Consider the following 13,702-nt stretch of genomic DNA (forward strand, 5'->3'; position numbering starts at 1 on the left):
ACGACACAGCCGCACGCCCCGGTGGGTTCGCCCGCCGGGGCGTTCTGCCGTCCGGCACCGGATCACCCAGCGCGGCACCGTGAATCACAGTGCCGACACGGGTCAGCCCGTGGACGCCAGCACGGGCCGGTCGTCGACCCGACGCAGCACCAACTCGACCAACTCCGGCGCGTCGGTCAACGGCGCGGCGACCGCCACCGCACCCGCCGCCTCCGCCGCCTCGGTCACCGCGTCGTGGAACAGCCCCGGTGCCAGGAAGTACGCGGACACCGCGACCCGACGCGCGCCGGACGCCCGCAACCGGGACACCGCCACACCGGCCGCCGGTGGAGCCGCCGAGGCGTACGCCACCCGGCAGGGCACCCCGAACTCGACGCCCAGCGCATCGGCGACCCGGCCCACCGACCGTCGCGCCCGCGCGTCCCGGGTGCCCGCCGCAGCCAGCACCAACGCATCGAAGCGGCCCTCACGCGTCTCGCCCAGCCGTCGACACAGGCCGGCCAGCAGCCCCGGATCGGGCGTGTCGTCCGCCGGCCCGAGCACATCGGTGACCCGTACCGACAGCGGTGGCCCGGACCGCGCCGCCGCGGCGACCGCCGCCGGAATGTCCACCCGATGGTGGTACGCGGCGGTCAACAGCAGCGGCACCAGCACCGCCCGGCGGTGACCGGCCACGGCCAGGTCGCGCAGCACCTCGGTCGGCCTTGGCTCGGTGTGGTCCAGCCAACTCGCCCACACCGGTGTGCCCGGCCGAGCCGCCGACACCGCCCGAGCCAGCGCCCGGGTGGCATCGGCCGCCCGTGGGTCACGACTGCCGTGCGCGACCAGCACGACCGGATCCGCCCCGCCGGCCACCGGTGGGCCGGTCGGGGTCGTCGCCGGGGAGGTCAGACGTGCAGCCCGCACTCGGTCTTCTCGAACATGGCCCACCGGCCGGCCCGCGCGTCCTCGCCGGCCTTCGTACGGCGGGTGCACGGCCAGCAGCCGATCGACCCGTAACCCTGCTTGAACAGCTCGTTGACCGGGACGTTGAAACGGGCGATGTAGGAGTCCACATCCTGCTGCGACCAGGCCGCGATCGGGTTGACCTTGACCTTGCCCCGACGCGCGTCGAAGGTCACCACCGGTGTGTTGGCCCGGCTCGGCGACTCGTCCCGGCGCAGCCCGGCGGCCCAGGCGTCGTACCCGGTCAGCGCCCGTTCCAGCGGCTCCACCTTGCGCAACTGGCAGCAGTCGTCCGGCGACTTGTTGAACAGCCGGGGGCCGTACTGGCCGTCCTGCTGGCCGACGGTGAGCCGGGGCCGGATCGACCGGACGTTCACCGGTAGCGTCCGGGCGACCTCGTCGCGGACCCGCAGCGTCTCGGGGAAGTGCAGGCCGGTGTCGAGGAAGACCACGTCCACCCCGGGGGCCACCCGGGAGACCAGGTGGGCCAGCACCGCGTCGGCCATCGAGCTGGTCACGCAGAACCGCTCACCGAAGGTCTGCGCCGCCCAGCGGGCGATCTCCAGTGCCGGGGCGCCCTCCAGGTCCCGAGCGGCCTGCTCGGCCAGGGCCCGCAGCTCGTCCGGGTCGCGCCCGGCCGGGTCGGCCAGCGTCGAGCCGCCCGGACCCACCAGGCGCAGGTTCGCGGCCGAGACGAGACTCATGAGGCCACCGCCCGGCTCAGCAGCCCGGTGAACTTCACCGAGAAGACCCGGGTGCAGGCGTGGCACTCCCAGGCGCCGTGACCCGCCTCGTGCGGCCGCAGGTCCTCCTCGCCGCAGTACGGGCAGTACAGGGGTGCCGCTCGGTTCTCGCTGCTCACCGCAGTTCCTCCTCGTCGACTCTGATCACCCAGTTGGCGAACGTCTCGCCCTCGCTCCGACCGGCCAGGTAGCGAAGGGCCAGCCGTTCCACGTACTCCGGAAGTTCGGCGGCGGTGGTCTTCAGGCCGCGGAGCTTGCGGCCGAAACCGGCGGTCTGCCCCTGGGCCATGCCCAGCCCGCCGCCCAGGTGCACCTGGAAGCCCTCCACCTGTCGGCCGTCCGGGCCGACCACCAGTTGACCCTTGAGCCCGATGTCGGCCACCTGGGTCCGTGCGCAGGCGTTCGGGCAGCCGTTGATGTGGATCGAGATGTCCGCGTCGAAGTCGCGCAGCCGCTGCTCCAGCCGGGCCACCAACTCCTCGCCCCGGGCCTTCGTCTCGACGATGGCGAGCTTGCAGTACTCGATGCCGGTGCACGCCATCGTGCCGCGCCGCCAGGCCGACGGCCGGGCCTCCAGGCCGATCGCGCGCAGCCCGTCGATCAGCGACTCCGTCCGCTCCGACGGCACGTCGAGCACCAGCAGTTTCTGGTACGGGGTGAGCCGCACCCGGTCGCTGCCGTGCGCCTCGACCACGTCGGCCAGTTGGCTGAGCTGCGCCCCGGAGACCCGCCCGACCACCGGAGCCGCGCCCACGTAGTGCCGCCCGTCGGCCTGCTCGTGCACGCCCACGTGGTCGACCGGCTTGGAGGGCAGGGTCGGTGCCGGGCCGTCGAGCAGCGTACGACCCAGGTAGTCCTTCTCCAGGACCTCGCGGAAGCGCTCCACGCCCCAGTCGGCCACCAGGAACTTCAACCGGGCCCGGTTGCGCAGCCGGCGGTAGCCGTAGTCGCGGAAGATTCCGACCACGCCGGCCCACACGTCCGGCACCTCGGCCAGCGGCACCCAGACGCCGAGGCGCTTGGCGAGCATCGGGTTGGTGGAGAGGCCCCCGCCGACCCAGACGTCGAACCCGGGCCCGTGCTCCGGGTGGTCGACGCCGAGGAAGGCGATGTCGTTCGACTCGTACGGGGTGTCCACCAGCCAGGAGATCGAGGTCTTGAACTTGCGGGGCAGGTTGGAGAACTGCTTGTCGCCGACGTACCGGGAGACGATCTCGTCGATCGCCGGGGTCGGGTCGAGCAGCTCGTCGCGGGCCACCCCGGCGACCGGGCTGCCCAGCACGATGCGCGGGCAGTCGCCGCACGCCTCGGTGGTCTGCAGACCGACCGATTCCAGCCGACGCCAGATCTCCGGCATGTCCTCGACCCGGATCCAGTGGTACTGGATGTTCTGCCGGTCGGTGATGTCGGCGGTGTCCCGCGCGAACTCCCGGGAGATGTCCGCGATCACCCGCAGCTGGGCCAGGCTGAGCTGCCCACCGTCGATGCGGACCCGGAGCATGAAGAACTCGTCCTCCAGCTCGTGCGGCTCCAGCACGGCGGTACGCCCACCGTCGATGCCCGCCTTGCGCTGGGTGTAGAGGCCCCACCAGCGGAACCGGCCCCGCAGGTCCTGCGGGTCGATGGAGGCGAAGCCCCGGTGCGCGTAGATGGTCTCGATGCGGGCCCGGACGTTGAGCGGGTCGTCGTCCTTCTTGATCCGCTCGTTGGGGTTGAGCGGCTCGCGGTGGCCGAGCGCCCACTGACCCTCACCCCGTGGCCGGCGCGGCGCTCGGGCCGGGCGAGCCGTCGGGTCCTCGGAACGGGCCGGGATGCTGCTGACCGCCATCGCGGCGTCCTCCGTTGTCTGCTGTGCCTCGGGATACGCGGGGCGCGGCGGCCGGCCCGGCGAAGCGGGCGGGACAACGGTGTCTTCAGACAGCCGGCGCGGAGCGCGCCCGAGACGGATTGGTCGGGCGTCGTCAGTAGGCCGGACAGATCGCGCTGCGCACGCGGCCGTAATCGACGTGGCGACGTGCCACGAAGCGGCGGACGACTGCGGCGGTCATGGGCCCATGCTGCCACACCCCATGGGGGCCGGCCAATGTCCGCGTGCTGGATCCCACATCACGGGCCGAGTTCTCGGGCCGGTCGTGGCAGGCTCGCACCGTGGGGCAATTGTCCGAGAGGTCGGCCGGGGCGGCGTGGGAGCACCTGCGCCGCCTGCCGGTCTGGCTCGCCCCGGCGCTGCTGACCCTGGCGGTGACGGTGACCGGGCTGGGCTCCGCCCAACTCTGGCGCGACGAGCTGGCGACGTGGAGCGCGGCCACCCGGTCGCCCGGCGACCTGGCCCGACTGGCCGGCACCATCGACGCCGCCACCGGGCCGTACTACCTGCTGATGCACCTGTGGACGGGAGTCTTCGGCGACTCCACCATCGCCCTGCGCGTACCGGCGGTGTTGGCGATGACGGTGGCCGCCGGGCTGCTCGCCGGGCTCGGCGCGCGCCTCGTCGACCGGCGCGGCGGCCTCTTCGCCGGGCTGCTGTTCGCGGTGCTCCCCGGCACGTCCCGCTACGGGCAGGAGGCCCGCCCGTACGCGCTGGCCACCATGCTCGCCGTGCTCGCCACGCTGCTGCTGGTGGTCGCGCTGCGCCGACCGGGCTGGGCCCGTTGGGCCGGTTACGCGGCCGCCGTCGTCGCTCTCGGGCTCATCCACCTGATCGCGCTCACCCTGCTGGCCGCCCATGCGCTGGTCGTCCTCGTCGCCTGGTGGCGCGGCCCGACCACGGCCGGCATCGCCACCCCGGCCGGCATCGCCACCCCGGCCCAGCCCGACGCCGGGCCGGACCGGCGGGTGTGGCGGTGGCTGGTCGCCGTGCTGCCGGTCGCCCTGCTCGCCGGCCCGCTGCTGGTCAAGGCCCGGACCCAGCAGTCCCGGCAGTTGAACTGGGTCCACCTGGCCCGGCTGGACGACCTGACCGCACTGCCCGGCGGCGTGGCCCAGAGCAGCGTCGTCGGTGGCCTGCTGCTCGGGGTCGCCGCGCTGGGCGCGGCACGGCTCGGGCGGCGCGCCCTGCTGCCGGTCGGCGCGGTGCTGCTGCCCGTACTGCTGCTCTTCGCCGCCGGCACCGTCGTACCGCTGTGGGTGCCCCGGTATCTGGTCTTCGTGGTGCCCTTCGCGTGCCTGCTGGCGGGCGCGGCGCTGGCCGCCGTGACCGCTCCGGCGGTGCTCGTCGTGGTGGTCCTGGCCGGGCTGCTCGGCCTGCCCGATCAGGCCGCGCTACGACGGACCCACGAGTGGCCGCGCAGCGCGCCGGTGGACTACGCGGGGGCGGCCCGGGTGATCGCCGACGGTCAACGCCCCGGTGACGCGGTGGTCTACTCGCCCCGGCACAGCTGGCTCTTTCTCGATCTCGGCATCGAGTACCACCTCAGCGACCCACCACGCGACGTGCTGGTCACCGAGGACGAGGTCCGCCGCGGCGATCTGTGGGCCGCCGAGTGCCCCCAGCCGGCACCGTGCCTGGCCGGTACGGCACGGGTGTGGCTCGTCGTCTCCGGCCGGCACGCCGAGCCGCTGACCGCCGTGCCCGACGCCAAGGGCGATGCGCTCCGGAGGGACTTCACCGTCGCCCAGGTCTGGCAGCGCCCCGGCCTCACCGTCGCCCTGCTGACCAGCCGCTCCGACCGCTGACCCCGGGTCGCCGGCCCGCCCACCTCGATGCGTCTGATGTCTCCCAGTCATCAGGATGACTGGGAGACATCACGCCCGTCCTGACATCCGACCCCGCCACGGAACCCGCCCCGCCGGAGGTGGCACGGAGGGTCAGGCCTGCGAGCGGCCGTCGTTGGTGGTGCGGGCCAGCGGGACGACCAGCACGGCCTCGGTGCCGCCGTTGGCGCCGGCGCGCAGTTCGATGGTCCCGCGCAGTTCCCCGGTGATCAGGGCTCGGACGATCTGGAGGCCGAGCCGGCTCCCGCGTTCGGCGTCGAAGTCCGGGGGCAGGCCGCGCCCGTTGTCGGTCACCGAGACGTGCAGCATCTTGCGGAACCGGTGCGCGGAGACCACCACCTCGGGCCGCAGCGACGGGTCCACCTCGGGAGCGGCGACCGGCACCATGCCGGAGGCGGAGGCCACCGGGCTCTCCTCCCCCTCGTCGGCCGGCGGGAAACCGTGCTCGACGGCGTTGAGCAGCAACTCGTTGAGGACCATCACCAGCGAGGTGGCGATCTCCGCCGGCAGCACCCCGAAGCTGCCCCGCCGACGCATGCCGACGCTCACCTCGGTCGCCGCGACCTCGGTCGCCGCGCTGGCCACCCGGTCGACGATGCCGTCGAACTCCACCGCCTCGTCGCTGGACATCGAGAGCGTCTCGTGCACCAGGGCGATCGAGGCGACCCGACGGACCGACTCCTCCAGCGCGACCCGCGCCTCCGGCATGGCCACCCGGCGGGCCTGCAACCGCAGCAACGCGGCCACCGTCTGGAGGTTGTTCTTCACCCGGTGGTGGATCTCCCGGATGGTGGCGTCCTTGGTGATGAGCGCGCGGTCCCGGCGGCGGACCTCGGTGATGTCCCGGACCAGCACCAACGCTCCGATCGGCACCCCGGCCGGCATCAGCGGCAGCGCCCGGGTGAGCATCGTGGCACCTCGTGCGTCGATCTCCCGACGGGGCGGCGCCTCACCACGCAGCGCGGCCAGGATGCCGTTCGACGCCTCGGTGCCGTCCAGCGGGTCGCCGGCCAGGCGGCGGTGCAACGCGGCCAGGTCCTCCCCCACCAGGTGCGAGGCGTAGCCCAGCCGGCGGTACGCGGACTGCGCGTTCGGGCTGGCGTAGGTGACCTTGCCGCCGGCGTCGAGCCGGACCAGGCCGTCGCCGACCCGGGGCGCCGAGGTGGTCTCGCCCGGATGCCGCGGCGGCGGGAAGGTGCCGTCCGCGATCATCTGCGCCAGGTCGTCGGCGGTGGTGAGGTAGTTGAGCTCCAGCTGGCTGGGCGTACGCGCGGTGGAGAGGTTGGTGTCCCGCCCCACCACGGCGATCACCTCGCCGGCCTCCCCCTCGGCGGTACGCAGCCGGACCGGGATCGCCTCGTGCCGGGCCGGCACGTCGCCGTACCAGACCGGGTCGCCCTCACGCCAGATCCGACCCTGGGAGTACGCCACCCCCAGGTGGGCCACCTCCGGCCCGCCGACGATCCGGCCCACCTGGTCGTCCTGGTAGGCGGTCGGCGCGGTGGTCGGGCGCACCTGGGCGACGCAGAGGAACGTGCCGTCGGCGTCGACCGGCACCCAGAGCAGCAGGTCAGCGAAGGACAGATCGGAGAGCAGCTGCCAGTCGCCGGCGATCCGGTGCAGGTGGTCGATGTCGGCCGGACGGAGATGGGTGTGCTCCTCGGCGAGGTCGCGCAGCGTGGACACGGTGACCAGGGTGCCACGCCGCGCCTCACATCGTCGCGGTGACCTTCTTCAACCCGCGCGGCGCGTCCGGGTCCTCGCCCCGGGTGAGCGCCAGGGCCAGCGCCAACCGCTGCATCGGCAGGATGTCCAGCAGCGGGGCGTAGCGCTCGTCGACCTCGGGGACGGCCAGCCGGGTGGCGCCCGGCACGTCGGCGGAGCCGACCACCACGACGTCGGCGCGGCGTTCGCCGAGGCGGGGCAGCACCTCGCCCATCGACCGGCCGCCGGGACCGGAGCCGACCACGGCGAGCACCGGAACCTCCGGGTCGGTCATGGCGAGCGGGCCGTGCAGCAGGTCGGCGCCGGAGAAGGCGAGCGCCGGCAGGTACGAGGTCTCCATCAGCTTCAGCGCGGCCTCCCGGGCGGTGGGGTACGCGTACCCCCGGCCGGTGGTGACCAGCTGACGGGCGAACCGGTAGCGCGGGGCGAGCTGGGCCGGGGTGCCGTCGGCGAGGGTGCGGGCGGCCAGCTCGGGCAGTGCGTCGAGCGCCTCCCGTTCGGCGTTGGGGAGCACGCCGTCGCCGGCCCGGATCCCCTCCACCAGCATCAGCAGGGCGAGCAGCTCCGCGGTGTACGTCTTGGTGGCGGCGACCGCCCGCTCGTGCCCGGCGGCGATGTCGACGCTCAGCTCGGCCACGTCGACCAGCGGCGAGTCGGGGGCGTTCGTCACCGCGAGGGTCAGCGCACCGGACGCTCTGGCGGCACGCAGCACCTCGGCCAGGTCGGGCGAGCCGCCGCTCTGGCTGACCCCGACGACCAGCGCGTCGGAGAGGTCGGGGCGGGCGCCGAAGAGGGTGACGACGCTGGGCGAGGCCAACCCGGCGGGCAGGCCGAGCCGGATCTCGGTCAGGTAGGCCCCGTAGAGCGCCGCGTGGTCGGAGGTGCCCCGCGCGGTGAAGACCACGTGGCGTGGCCGGCGTTCGGCGATGACCGCCGCCACCCGGGCGATCTCGGCGGCGTTGGCGGCGGAGAGCAGGCGCGCGTAGCCGGCCGGTTGCTCGTCGATGTCGGCGGCCATTCCAGCCCCTGCACGTGTCACGGAAACCCCACTCCCTGCGCGGTTGCCGCGCGATTCTTGCTCAGTCTTGCACTTTTGAGCGTATCTCGGCAATCGAACGAGCAGGACTGCGCAGCTGATCACCAGTTGATCTCAATATCAACTACGCTTTACCCGTTGCGCCCGGTCTAACTGCCACGAGAGGACGACGTGCCCGAGGGAACGGACGATCCCGCGCTCTCCGCGACGGAGGAGCTGGCGCTGGCCCGGCTGGCACTCGACGAGGGCGACCTGCACCACGCTGCCGGCCACGTCGCCGGCGCGTTGGCACGGGCCCCCACCCTGCCGGAGGTGCACGAAACCCTCGCCCGGCTGGCCGTGTCGAGCGGCGGCGGCCTCGACCTCTTTCCGATCAACCACCACACCTTCGTCGGTGCGGTGGTCGCCCGCGCCCACCTCCTCGCCACCGCCGGGCGTCCCGCCGAAGGGCTGGAGCTGCTGGCCGCGGCGACGTCGTACGCGCCCGGCACCGAGTGGGCCGGCGTGCCCTGGGTCACCGCGCCCGAGCTGGCCGAACGACTGGAACCGGAGCACATCGCCCGCGTCCTCATGCAGGTCTGCGCCGCACTGCCCGACCCGGTGCCGCGGATCGGCCGGGCCCCGCTGACCCCGTACCTCACGCTCGCCCGCAACGCGGCGACGGTGCACCCCGAACACGGCCTGCTGCTGGGCGCGGCGTCCGCGCTGGCCCGACGCCTCGGCGAGGTCGAGCTGGCGGTCCGCTGGGCCACCCGGGGAGTACGCGCACAGCCCTCGAAGATGGGCGAGGTGTGGCTCGGCTACGCGTACCGCAGCTCGGGCCGGACCCGCGACGGCCTCGCGGCCCTCGGTCGCGCCGTCGAGCTGGACCCCGACGACCTGGCGATCTACGCGGACATCGCCGGCACGCTGGCCGAGATCGGCCGGCTGGACGAGGCGTTGGAGTGGACCGAGCGGGCGCTGGCGCGCGATCCGTCGTTCGACTGTGCGGTGCACACCGCTCACCGCCTGCGGCACCTGCGCGACGGTGACCTCGCCCACCTGGTCGCGCTCGCCGACTTCGTCCGGGACCACCCGGACGACAGCCACGAGCACGGCGACCTGGCCCAGTGCTGCCGCGGCCGGCCCTGGCTCGGCCAACTCACCCCGGCCGGCGGGCCCCTGGTCGACGCGATGCGCCAGGCGGTGGCCGACGACGACAACGGTCTCGGCGGCTCCGTACGCCTCTCCGCCGCCGCCCCGCCGAGCGCGGTCGGGACGGCGATCTCCACGGCCCCCGGGCTGCGGATCGAGGTCGTCGGCGCGCCGGAACCCGACCCGCGCGAGCCCCGGCGGGAGTCCGCTCAGCGGTTGTGGCACTACGCGGACGCGGTTCCCACTCCCGCGTTGGCGGCGCCCTCGGCGACGGCTGTCGAACGGATCGGGCAGATCGCCCACCCGGCGTGGGCACACCCGCCGGCGGCGTACGACGCGGCGGTGGGTCTGGCCGGCCTCGACGTCGACGACCTGCTCGGCCTGTTGGTGCACCCGCCGGCGGCACCGGCGAACGCGGTGGGTCGGCTGCTGGCGGCCCACGACCCGTCGGTCTGGGTGCGTGGAGTCCAGGTGTGGGCCTGTCTGGGGCTGCTGCACCACCGCACCGACGAGCCGTGGGAGGGCTCGACCCGACGCCGGGTGCTGCTCGATCTGATCTGGGGCGTCGAGGACTGGGTCACCGAGGCGGCGCTGTTCGCCCTGGTGACCGCCGCCTGGGTGGATCCTTCGGTGCGGCCGGACGTGGCCCGGGTGGTGGCCGAGCGGCTGGCCGACGCGGCTGCCGTGGCGCGCAGCCGACCGGTACCGATCGCCGCCTCGCTGGCGCACCTGGCACTCGCCGCCCCGCAGTTGGATCCGGCAACGGCAGCACTGGCCACCGAGCTACTCAGAGCCAACGCCCCCCGACTTCCCCGCCCCCGCAACCCCCTGCGCCGCCTCTGGCAACGCCTGCTCCGCCGCTGACTTCCCCCCGCAACCCCGCGATCTTGCACTTACTGTCGCCGTCTTGTCGGAAACAGTGCTTATGTACCCACACAAAGTGCAAGATCGCGGGGGCTGGGGGTTACGCGACGGGGGCGGCCTTGCCGAGGGCGACCTCGGCGTCCTCCTCCGGGGTGGCCTGCGGCGGCGCCTCGTTCGCGGTGCGCAGCGGGATCTCCTTGATGAACCAGGCGAGCACCGGGATCACGATGGTGAACAGCACCGCCCAGAGGAAGACGTGCGAGATGGCGTCGGAGAGACCACCGAGCACCGCTTCGCGCGCCTGGGCGGGCAGTTCCTTGAGCTTCTCCAGGTCCATCCCCGCGCCGCCGGACTCACCGCCGAAGGCCCGACCGCCCTCGGAGCTGGCCAGCCGGTTGGCGAAGATCGCGCCGAACAGCGAGATGCCGAACGAACCGCCGATCGACCGGAAGAAGGTGGCCGCGCCGCTGGCCGCGCCGAGGTCCTTCTGCTCCACGCTGTTCTGCGCGATCAGCATCGACGTCTGCATGAGGAAGCCCATGCCGACGCCCAGCACGACCATGTAGAGCGACGACATCAGCTTGCTGGTGTCGGTGTCGAGCATGGACAGCAGCGCCATGCCCGCGGTCATCACCACGCCACCGATGATCGGGTACGCCCGGTACTTGCCGTTGCGGGTGATCGCCCGGCCGATGACCAGCGAGACGACCAGCATGCCGAACATCAGGGGCAGCAGCAGCAGACCACTGTTGGTGGCCGAGGCCCCCTGCACGGTCTGCTGGTAGAGCGGCAGGAAGTTCATCGCGCCGAACATCGCGAAGCCGAGCAGGAAGCCGATCACCGAGATCAGCGCGAAGTTGCGGTTGGCGAAGAGCGCCAGCGGCAGGATCGGCTCCTGGACCCGGCGTTCCACCACGGCGAACACCGCCAGCGCGACGAGGGCCAGCAGGGCCAGACCGATGATCGGCAGTGACACCCAGTCGTACTCGTTGCCACCCCAGGTGGTGATGAGCACGATCGCGGTGATGCCGACCGAGAGCAGCCCCGCGCCGAGCCAGTCGATCCGGTGCTCGGTGCGGTACTTCGGCAGGTGCATGGTGCTGATCAGCACGAGCAGCGCGATACCGCCCAGCGGCAGGTTCACGTAGAACGCCCAGCGCCAGGAGAGGTGGTCGGTGATGAATCCGCCGGCCAACGGGCCGGCGACCATGGCGATGGCCATGATGCCGGCGATCATGCCCTGGTAGCGCCCGCGCTCGCGGGGCGGGACCAGGTCACCGATGATCGCCATCACGCCGACCATGAGGCCGCCGGCGCCGAGACCCTGCACGGCCCGGAAGGCGATGAGCTGGACCATGCCGTCCTCTGGACCGCCCAACATCCCGGAGCCGGCCATGCCACAGAGGGCGGAGCCGACCAGGAAGACGACGACCGAGGTCAGGAAGACCGACTTGCGGCCGTAGAGGTCACCGAGCTTGCCCCAGATCGGGGTGGAGACGGTGGTGCCCAGGACGTAAGCGGTAACCACCCAGGTGAAGTGGTTGAGCCCGCCGAACTCGCCGACGATCCGCGGTAACGCGGTGCTGACGATCATGTTGTCGAGCATCGCGAGCATCATCGCGATCATCAGCCCGAACAGCACGACCCGGATGTTGTTGGGTCGCGTGCCGGCCTGGGTTGCCTGAGTCATAGGTAAGCTCCCCCCGAGGATTGCCGTACTTACTTGCCGCCCGGCTAGTCACCTTACTAGCCGCACGGTAAGTTGGGTATCAGCAACGGTCAAGCCATTTGGGGGGCGTGCGTGAGCGAGAGCACAGGCGGGACGCGGGAACGGATCAAGGCCGTCGCGCTCGAGCTCTTCACCGAGCAGGGGTACGAGAAGACCTCGCTCCGGGAGATCGCCGAGCGCCTCAACGTCACCAAGGCCGCGCTCTACTACCACTTCAAGAGCAAGGACGACATCGTCGCCAGCTTCGTCGAGGACCGACTGGAGCAGATCGACGCGCTGACCGCCTGGGCCGAGTCGCAGCCCGCGACCCTGGAAACCCGGCGCGAGCTCGTCGCCCGCTACGCCGAGACGATGTTCGGCGGCGAGATGCCGTCGGTGATGCGCTTCTTCGAGCAGAACCAGACGGTGCTGAAGAGTCTCACCGCCGGCCAGCAGATGCGCGGCCGGATGATGACCCTCGCCGACGCGCTCTGCCGGGGCGACGACTCCCCCCGAGCCCAACTGCGCGCCACCCTGTCCCTGTTCGCGGTGCACGGCAGCTGGTTCGCGTTGCGCGCACCGCACATCAGCGACGACGAACGCCGCAAGATCGCCCTGGAGGTGGCCGACGAGTTGCTGGCCGCCATCGGCACGGACGCCTGACCATCTCGTGATCGATGCGGCCGGTCCGGCCTGTCGGTGACCCGCCGGCCGGCCGGCCGAGCCGCGTCCGCCGATCGCCGGCTCAGCCGCGCGTCAGCTCCAGCCGGAGGCCGAGCAGGTCCACACCCGGCAATGGTGACCAGTCCTTCTCCGGCGAACGGACGAAACCACGCCGCGAGTAGAGCCGGTGCGCCGAATCGGCCATCCCCGCCCGTACGCAGATCGCCACCGCCGTGCAACCCAACCCGGTCGCCCGGTCGACACACGCCTCGACCAGTGCGGCACCCACACCCCGCCCCTGAGCGCCCGGATCGACGGCGAGCATCCGGAACTCGGCCTCGCCCGGCCCGGCCAGCTCGGCGAACGGGCTGCCCGGCAGCACGAACGTGACCGAGCCGAGCACCGCCCCGGTCACCTCGTCGACAGCGACCAGCACCTCGCCGCTGGCCGCCCGGGTCGACACGTCGGCCAGCACCTCGCCGTACCCGTGTTCGCCCTTGAGCTGGCCGTCCGCCTCGTACGCGGCCACTGTCAGCCGGGCCACCGCGGGGAAGTCGACCGACTCGGCCGAACGGACCCGCAGCCCGGTCAAGCGATCACGGCGATCAGGTCACCGTCCTGCACGACGTCGCCCTCGTTGACGGCGAGCTGCTGGAGCACTCCGTCGGACTCGGCGACGACCGGGATCTCCATCTTCATCGACTCGAGGATCACCAGGGTGTCGCCCTCGGTCACCGTGTCACCCGCCGTGGCGACGACCTTCCAGACGTTGGCCACCATCTCGGCGCGGATCTCCTCGGCCATGTCCAGGCCCTCCCTCTTCGCGACGTGCCTGCCGATGTATCCAATCATGCGCCGACCGGCGGTGGGCGGGCAGCGACGCAGCCGGGATGACAGGCCCGCCCTGGGGAAGGCGGCGGGTGTCGACCGCACTACCATCAGCGGGTCGGACCCGACGCCGGACCGCCGGTGGCCGCATCCGCGCCGAGGTCGTGCGCAGGACGGATCCGACCCATCACGAGGAGGTCAGCATGGCGAAGAAGTCCCGGAAGAAGAAGGCTCGTAAGAAGAGCGCCGCGAACCACGGCAAGCGTCCCAACTCCTGAACAGGTCGGCGGGCCAACTGCCCGTCGCCGCTCAGCCGGCCGAGGCCGGGTACACCGGTGGCCC

Annotated in this window: 13 protein-coding genes; 4 read left to right on the plus strand and 9 right to left on the minus strand. The window is 72.6% G+C overall.

The annotated features are described in order from the left end of the window. Positions 1-102: 102 nt before the first annotated feature. Genes ACZ6NZ_RS29100 through ACZ6NZ_RS29115 form a run of 4 tightly spaced genes read right to left on the minus strand, consistent with a single transcriptional unit; the run spans position 103 to position 3,516 of the window. Positions 103-906 (minus strand): sirohydrochlorin chelatase, encoded by an 804-nt coding sequence (locus tag ACZ6NZ_RS29100; protein ID WP_465861097.1) that lies wholly within the window; start codon positions 904-906, stop codon positions 103-105. Further along, complete coding sequence (locus ACZ6NZ_RS29105; RefSeq protein ID WP_465861098.1) at positions 888-1,649, minus strand: phosphoadenylyl-sulfate reductase; 762 nt, start codon at positions 1,647-1,649, stop codon at positions 888-890. Before ACZ6NZ_RS29105 ends, ACZ6NZ_RS29100 begins: the two co-directional genes overlap by 19 nt. Continuing rightward, positions 1,646-1,807: a hypothetical protein gene (locus ACZ6NZ_RS29110; protein WP_366607912.1), complete on the minus strand. Its 162-nt coding sequence runs from the start codon at positions 1,805-1,807 to the stop codon at positions 1,646-1,648. The genes ACZ6NZ_RS29105 and ACZ6NZ_RS29110 overlap by 4 nt, the downstream gene beginning before the upstream one ends. Then, positions 1,804-3,516, minus strand: coding sequence for a nitrite/sulfite reductase (locus tag ACZ6NZ_RS29115; protein WP_465861099.1), 1,713 nt, complete (start codon positions 3,514-3,516; stop codon positions 1,804-1,806). The genes ACZ6NZ_RS29110 and ACZ6NZ_RS29115 overlap by 4 nt, the downstream gene beginning before the upstream one ends. Before the next feature lie 320 nt (positions 3,517-3,836). Here ACZ6NZ_RS29115 and ACZ6NZ_RS29120 point away from each other — a divergent pair, with 320 nt between their 5' ends. Beyond that, a complete protein-coding gene (locus ACZ6NZ_RS29120; RefSeq protein WP_465861100.1) occupies positions 3,837-5,363 on the plus strand; it encodes a glycosyltransferase family 39 protein in 1,527 nt (508 codons plus the stop codon). 132 nt (positions 5,364-5,495) lie between these two features. Here ACZ6NZ_RS29120 and ACZ6NZ_RS29125 read toward each other — a convergent pair whose 3' ends face one another. Next, positions 5,496-7,088 carry a histidine kinase N-terminal domain-containing protein gene (locus tag ACZ6NZ_RS29125; RefSeq protein WP_366607902.1) on the minus strand — a complete coding sequence of 531 codons (1,593 nt, stop codon included), beginning with the start codon at positions 7,086-7,088 and terminating at the stop codon, positions 5,496-5,498. 25 nt (positions 7,089-7,113) lie between these two features. Further along, positions 7,114-8,145 (minus strand): SIS domain-containing protein, encoded by a 1,032-nt coding sequence (locus ACZ6NZ_RS29130; protein ID WP_357202824.1) that lies wholly within the window; start codon positions 8,143-8,145, stop codon positions 7,114-7,116. A 189-nt stretch (positions 8,146-8,334) separates the two neighbouring features. Between ACZ6NZ_RS29130 and ACZ6NZ_RS29135 the strand changes: the two genes are divergently transcribed. Then, on the plus strand, positions 8,335-10,161 hold the full coding sequence (locus ACZ6NZ_RS29135; protein ID WP_465861101.1) for a tetratricopeptide repeat protein: 1,827 nt from the start codon (positions 8,335-8,337) through the stop codon (positions 10,159-10,161). A 100-nt stretch (positions 10,162-10,261) separates the two neighbouring features. Here the strand turns inward: ACZ6NZ_RS29135 and ACZ6NZ_RS29140 are convergent, their stop codons facing one another. Beyond that, on the minus strand, positions 10,262-11,851 hold the full coding sequence (locus ACZ6NZ_RS29140) for an MDR family MFS transporter (protein WP_366607898.1): 1,590 nt from the start codon (positions 11,849-11,851) through the stop codon (positions 10,262-10,264). 111 nt (positions 11,852-11,962) lie between these two features. Between ACZ6NZ_RS29140 and ACZ6NZ_RS29145 the strand changes: the two genes are divergently transcribed. Then, complete coding sequence (locus ACZ6NZ_RS29145; RefSeq protein ID WP_366607897.1) at positions 11,963-12,532, plus strand: TetR/AcrR family transcriptional regulator; 570 nt, start codon at positions 11,963-11,965, stop codon at positions 12,530-12,532. Positions 12,533-12,614: 82 nt separating this feature from the next. Here ACZ6NZ_RS29145 and ACZ6NZ_RS29150 read toward each other — a convergent pair whose 3' ends face one another. Together ACZ6NZ_RS29150 and ACZ6NZ_RS29155 are read right to left on the minus strand one after the other, a co-directional pair. Further along, positions 12,615-13,124, minus strand: a complete 510-nt coding sequence (locus tag ACZ6NZ_RS29150; RefSeq protein ID WP_465861102.1) for a GNAT family N-acetyltransferase — start codon at positions 13,122-13,124, stop codon at positions 12,615-12,617. After that, the gene (locus ACZ6NZ_RS29155) at positions 13,121-13,342 is read right to left on the minus strand and encodes a biotin/lipoyl-binding carrier protein (RefSeq protein WP_366608131.1); all 222 of its coding nucleotides are present in this window, start codon (positions 13,340-13,342) and stop codon (positions 13,121-13,123) included. The genes ACZ6NZ_RS29150 and ACZ6NZ_RS29155 overlap by 4 nt, the downstream gene beginning before the upstream one ends. A 221-nt stretch (positions 13,343-13,563) precedes the next feature. Here ACZ6NZ_RS29155 and ACZ6NZ_RS29160 point away from each other — a divergent pair, with 221 nt between their 5' ends. Continuing rightward, positions 13,564-13,638, plus strand: a complete 75-nt coding sequence (locus ACZ6NZ_RS29160; protein WP_369814844.1) for a 50S ribosomal protein bL37 — start codon at positions 13,564-13,566, stop codon at positions 13,636-13,638. The last annotated feature ends 64 nt before the right edge of the window (positions 13,639-13,702 follow it).

The sequence above is a fragment of the Micromonospora sp. NPDC047756 genome (assembly GCF_055587245.1).

Excerpts from the sequence above, each read along its gene's own strand:
- ACZ6NZ_RS29115 (WP_465861099.1), bottom strand. The coding sequence starts at position 3,516 with ATGGCGGTCAGCAGCATCCCGGCCCGTTCCGAGGACCCGACGGCTCGC.
- ACZ6NZ_RS29140 (WP_366607898.1), bottom strand. The coding sequence starts at position 11,851 with ATGACTCAGGCAACCCAGGCCGGCACGCGACCCAACAACATCCGGGTC.
- ACZ6NZ_RS29105 (WP_465861098.1), bottom strand. The coding sequence starts at position 1,649 with ATGAGTCTCGTCTCGGCCGCGAACCTGCGCCTGGTGGGTCCGGGCGGC.
- ACZ6NZ_RS29130 (WP_357202824.1), bottom strand. The coding sequence starts at position 8,145 with ATGGCCGCCGACATCGACGAGCAACCGGCCGGCTACGCGCGCCTGCTC.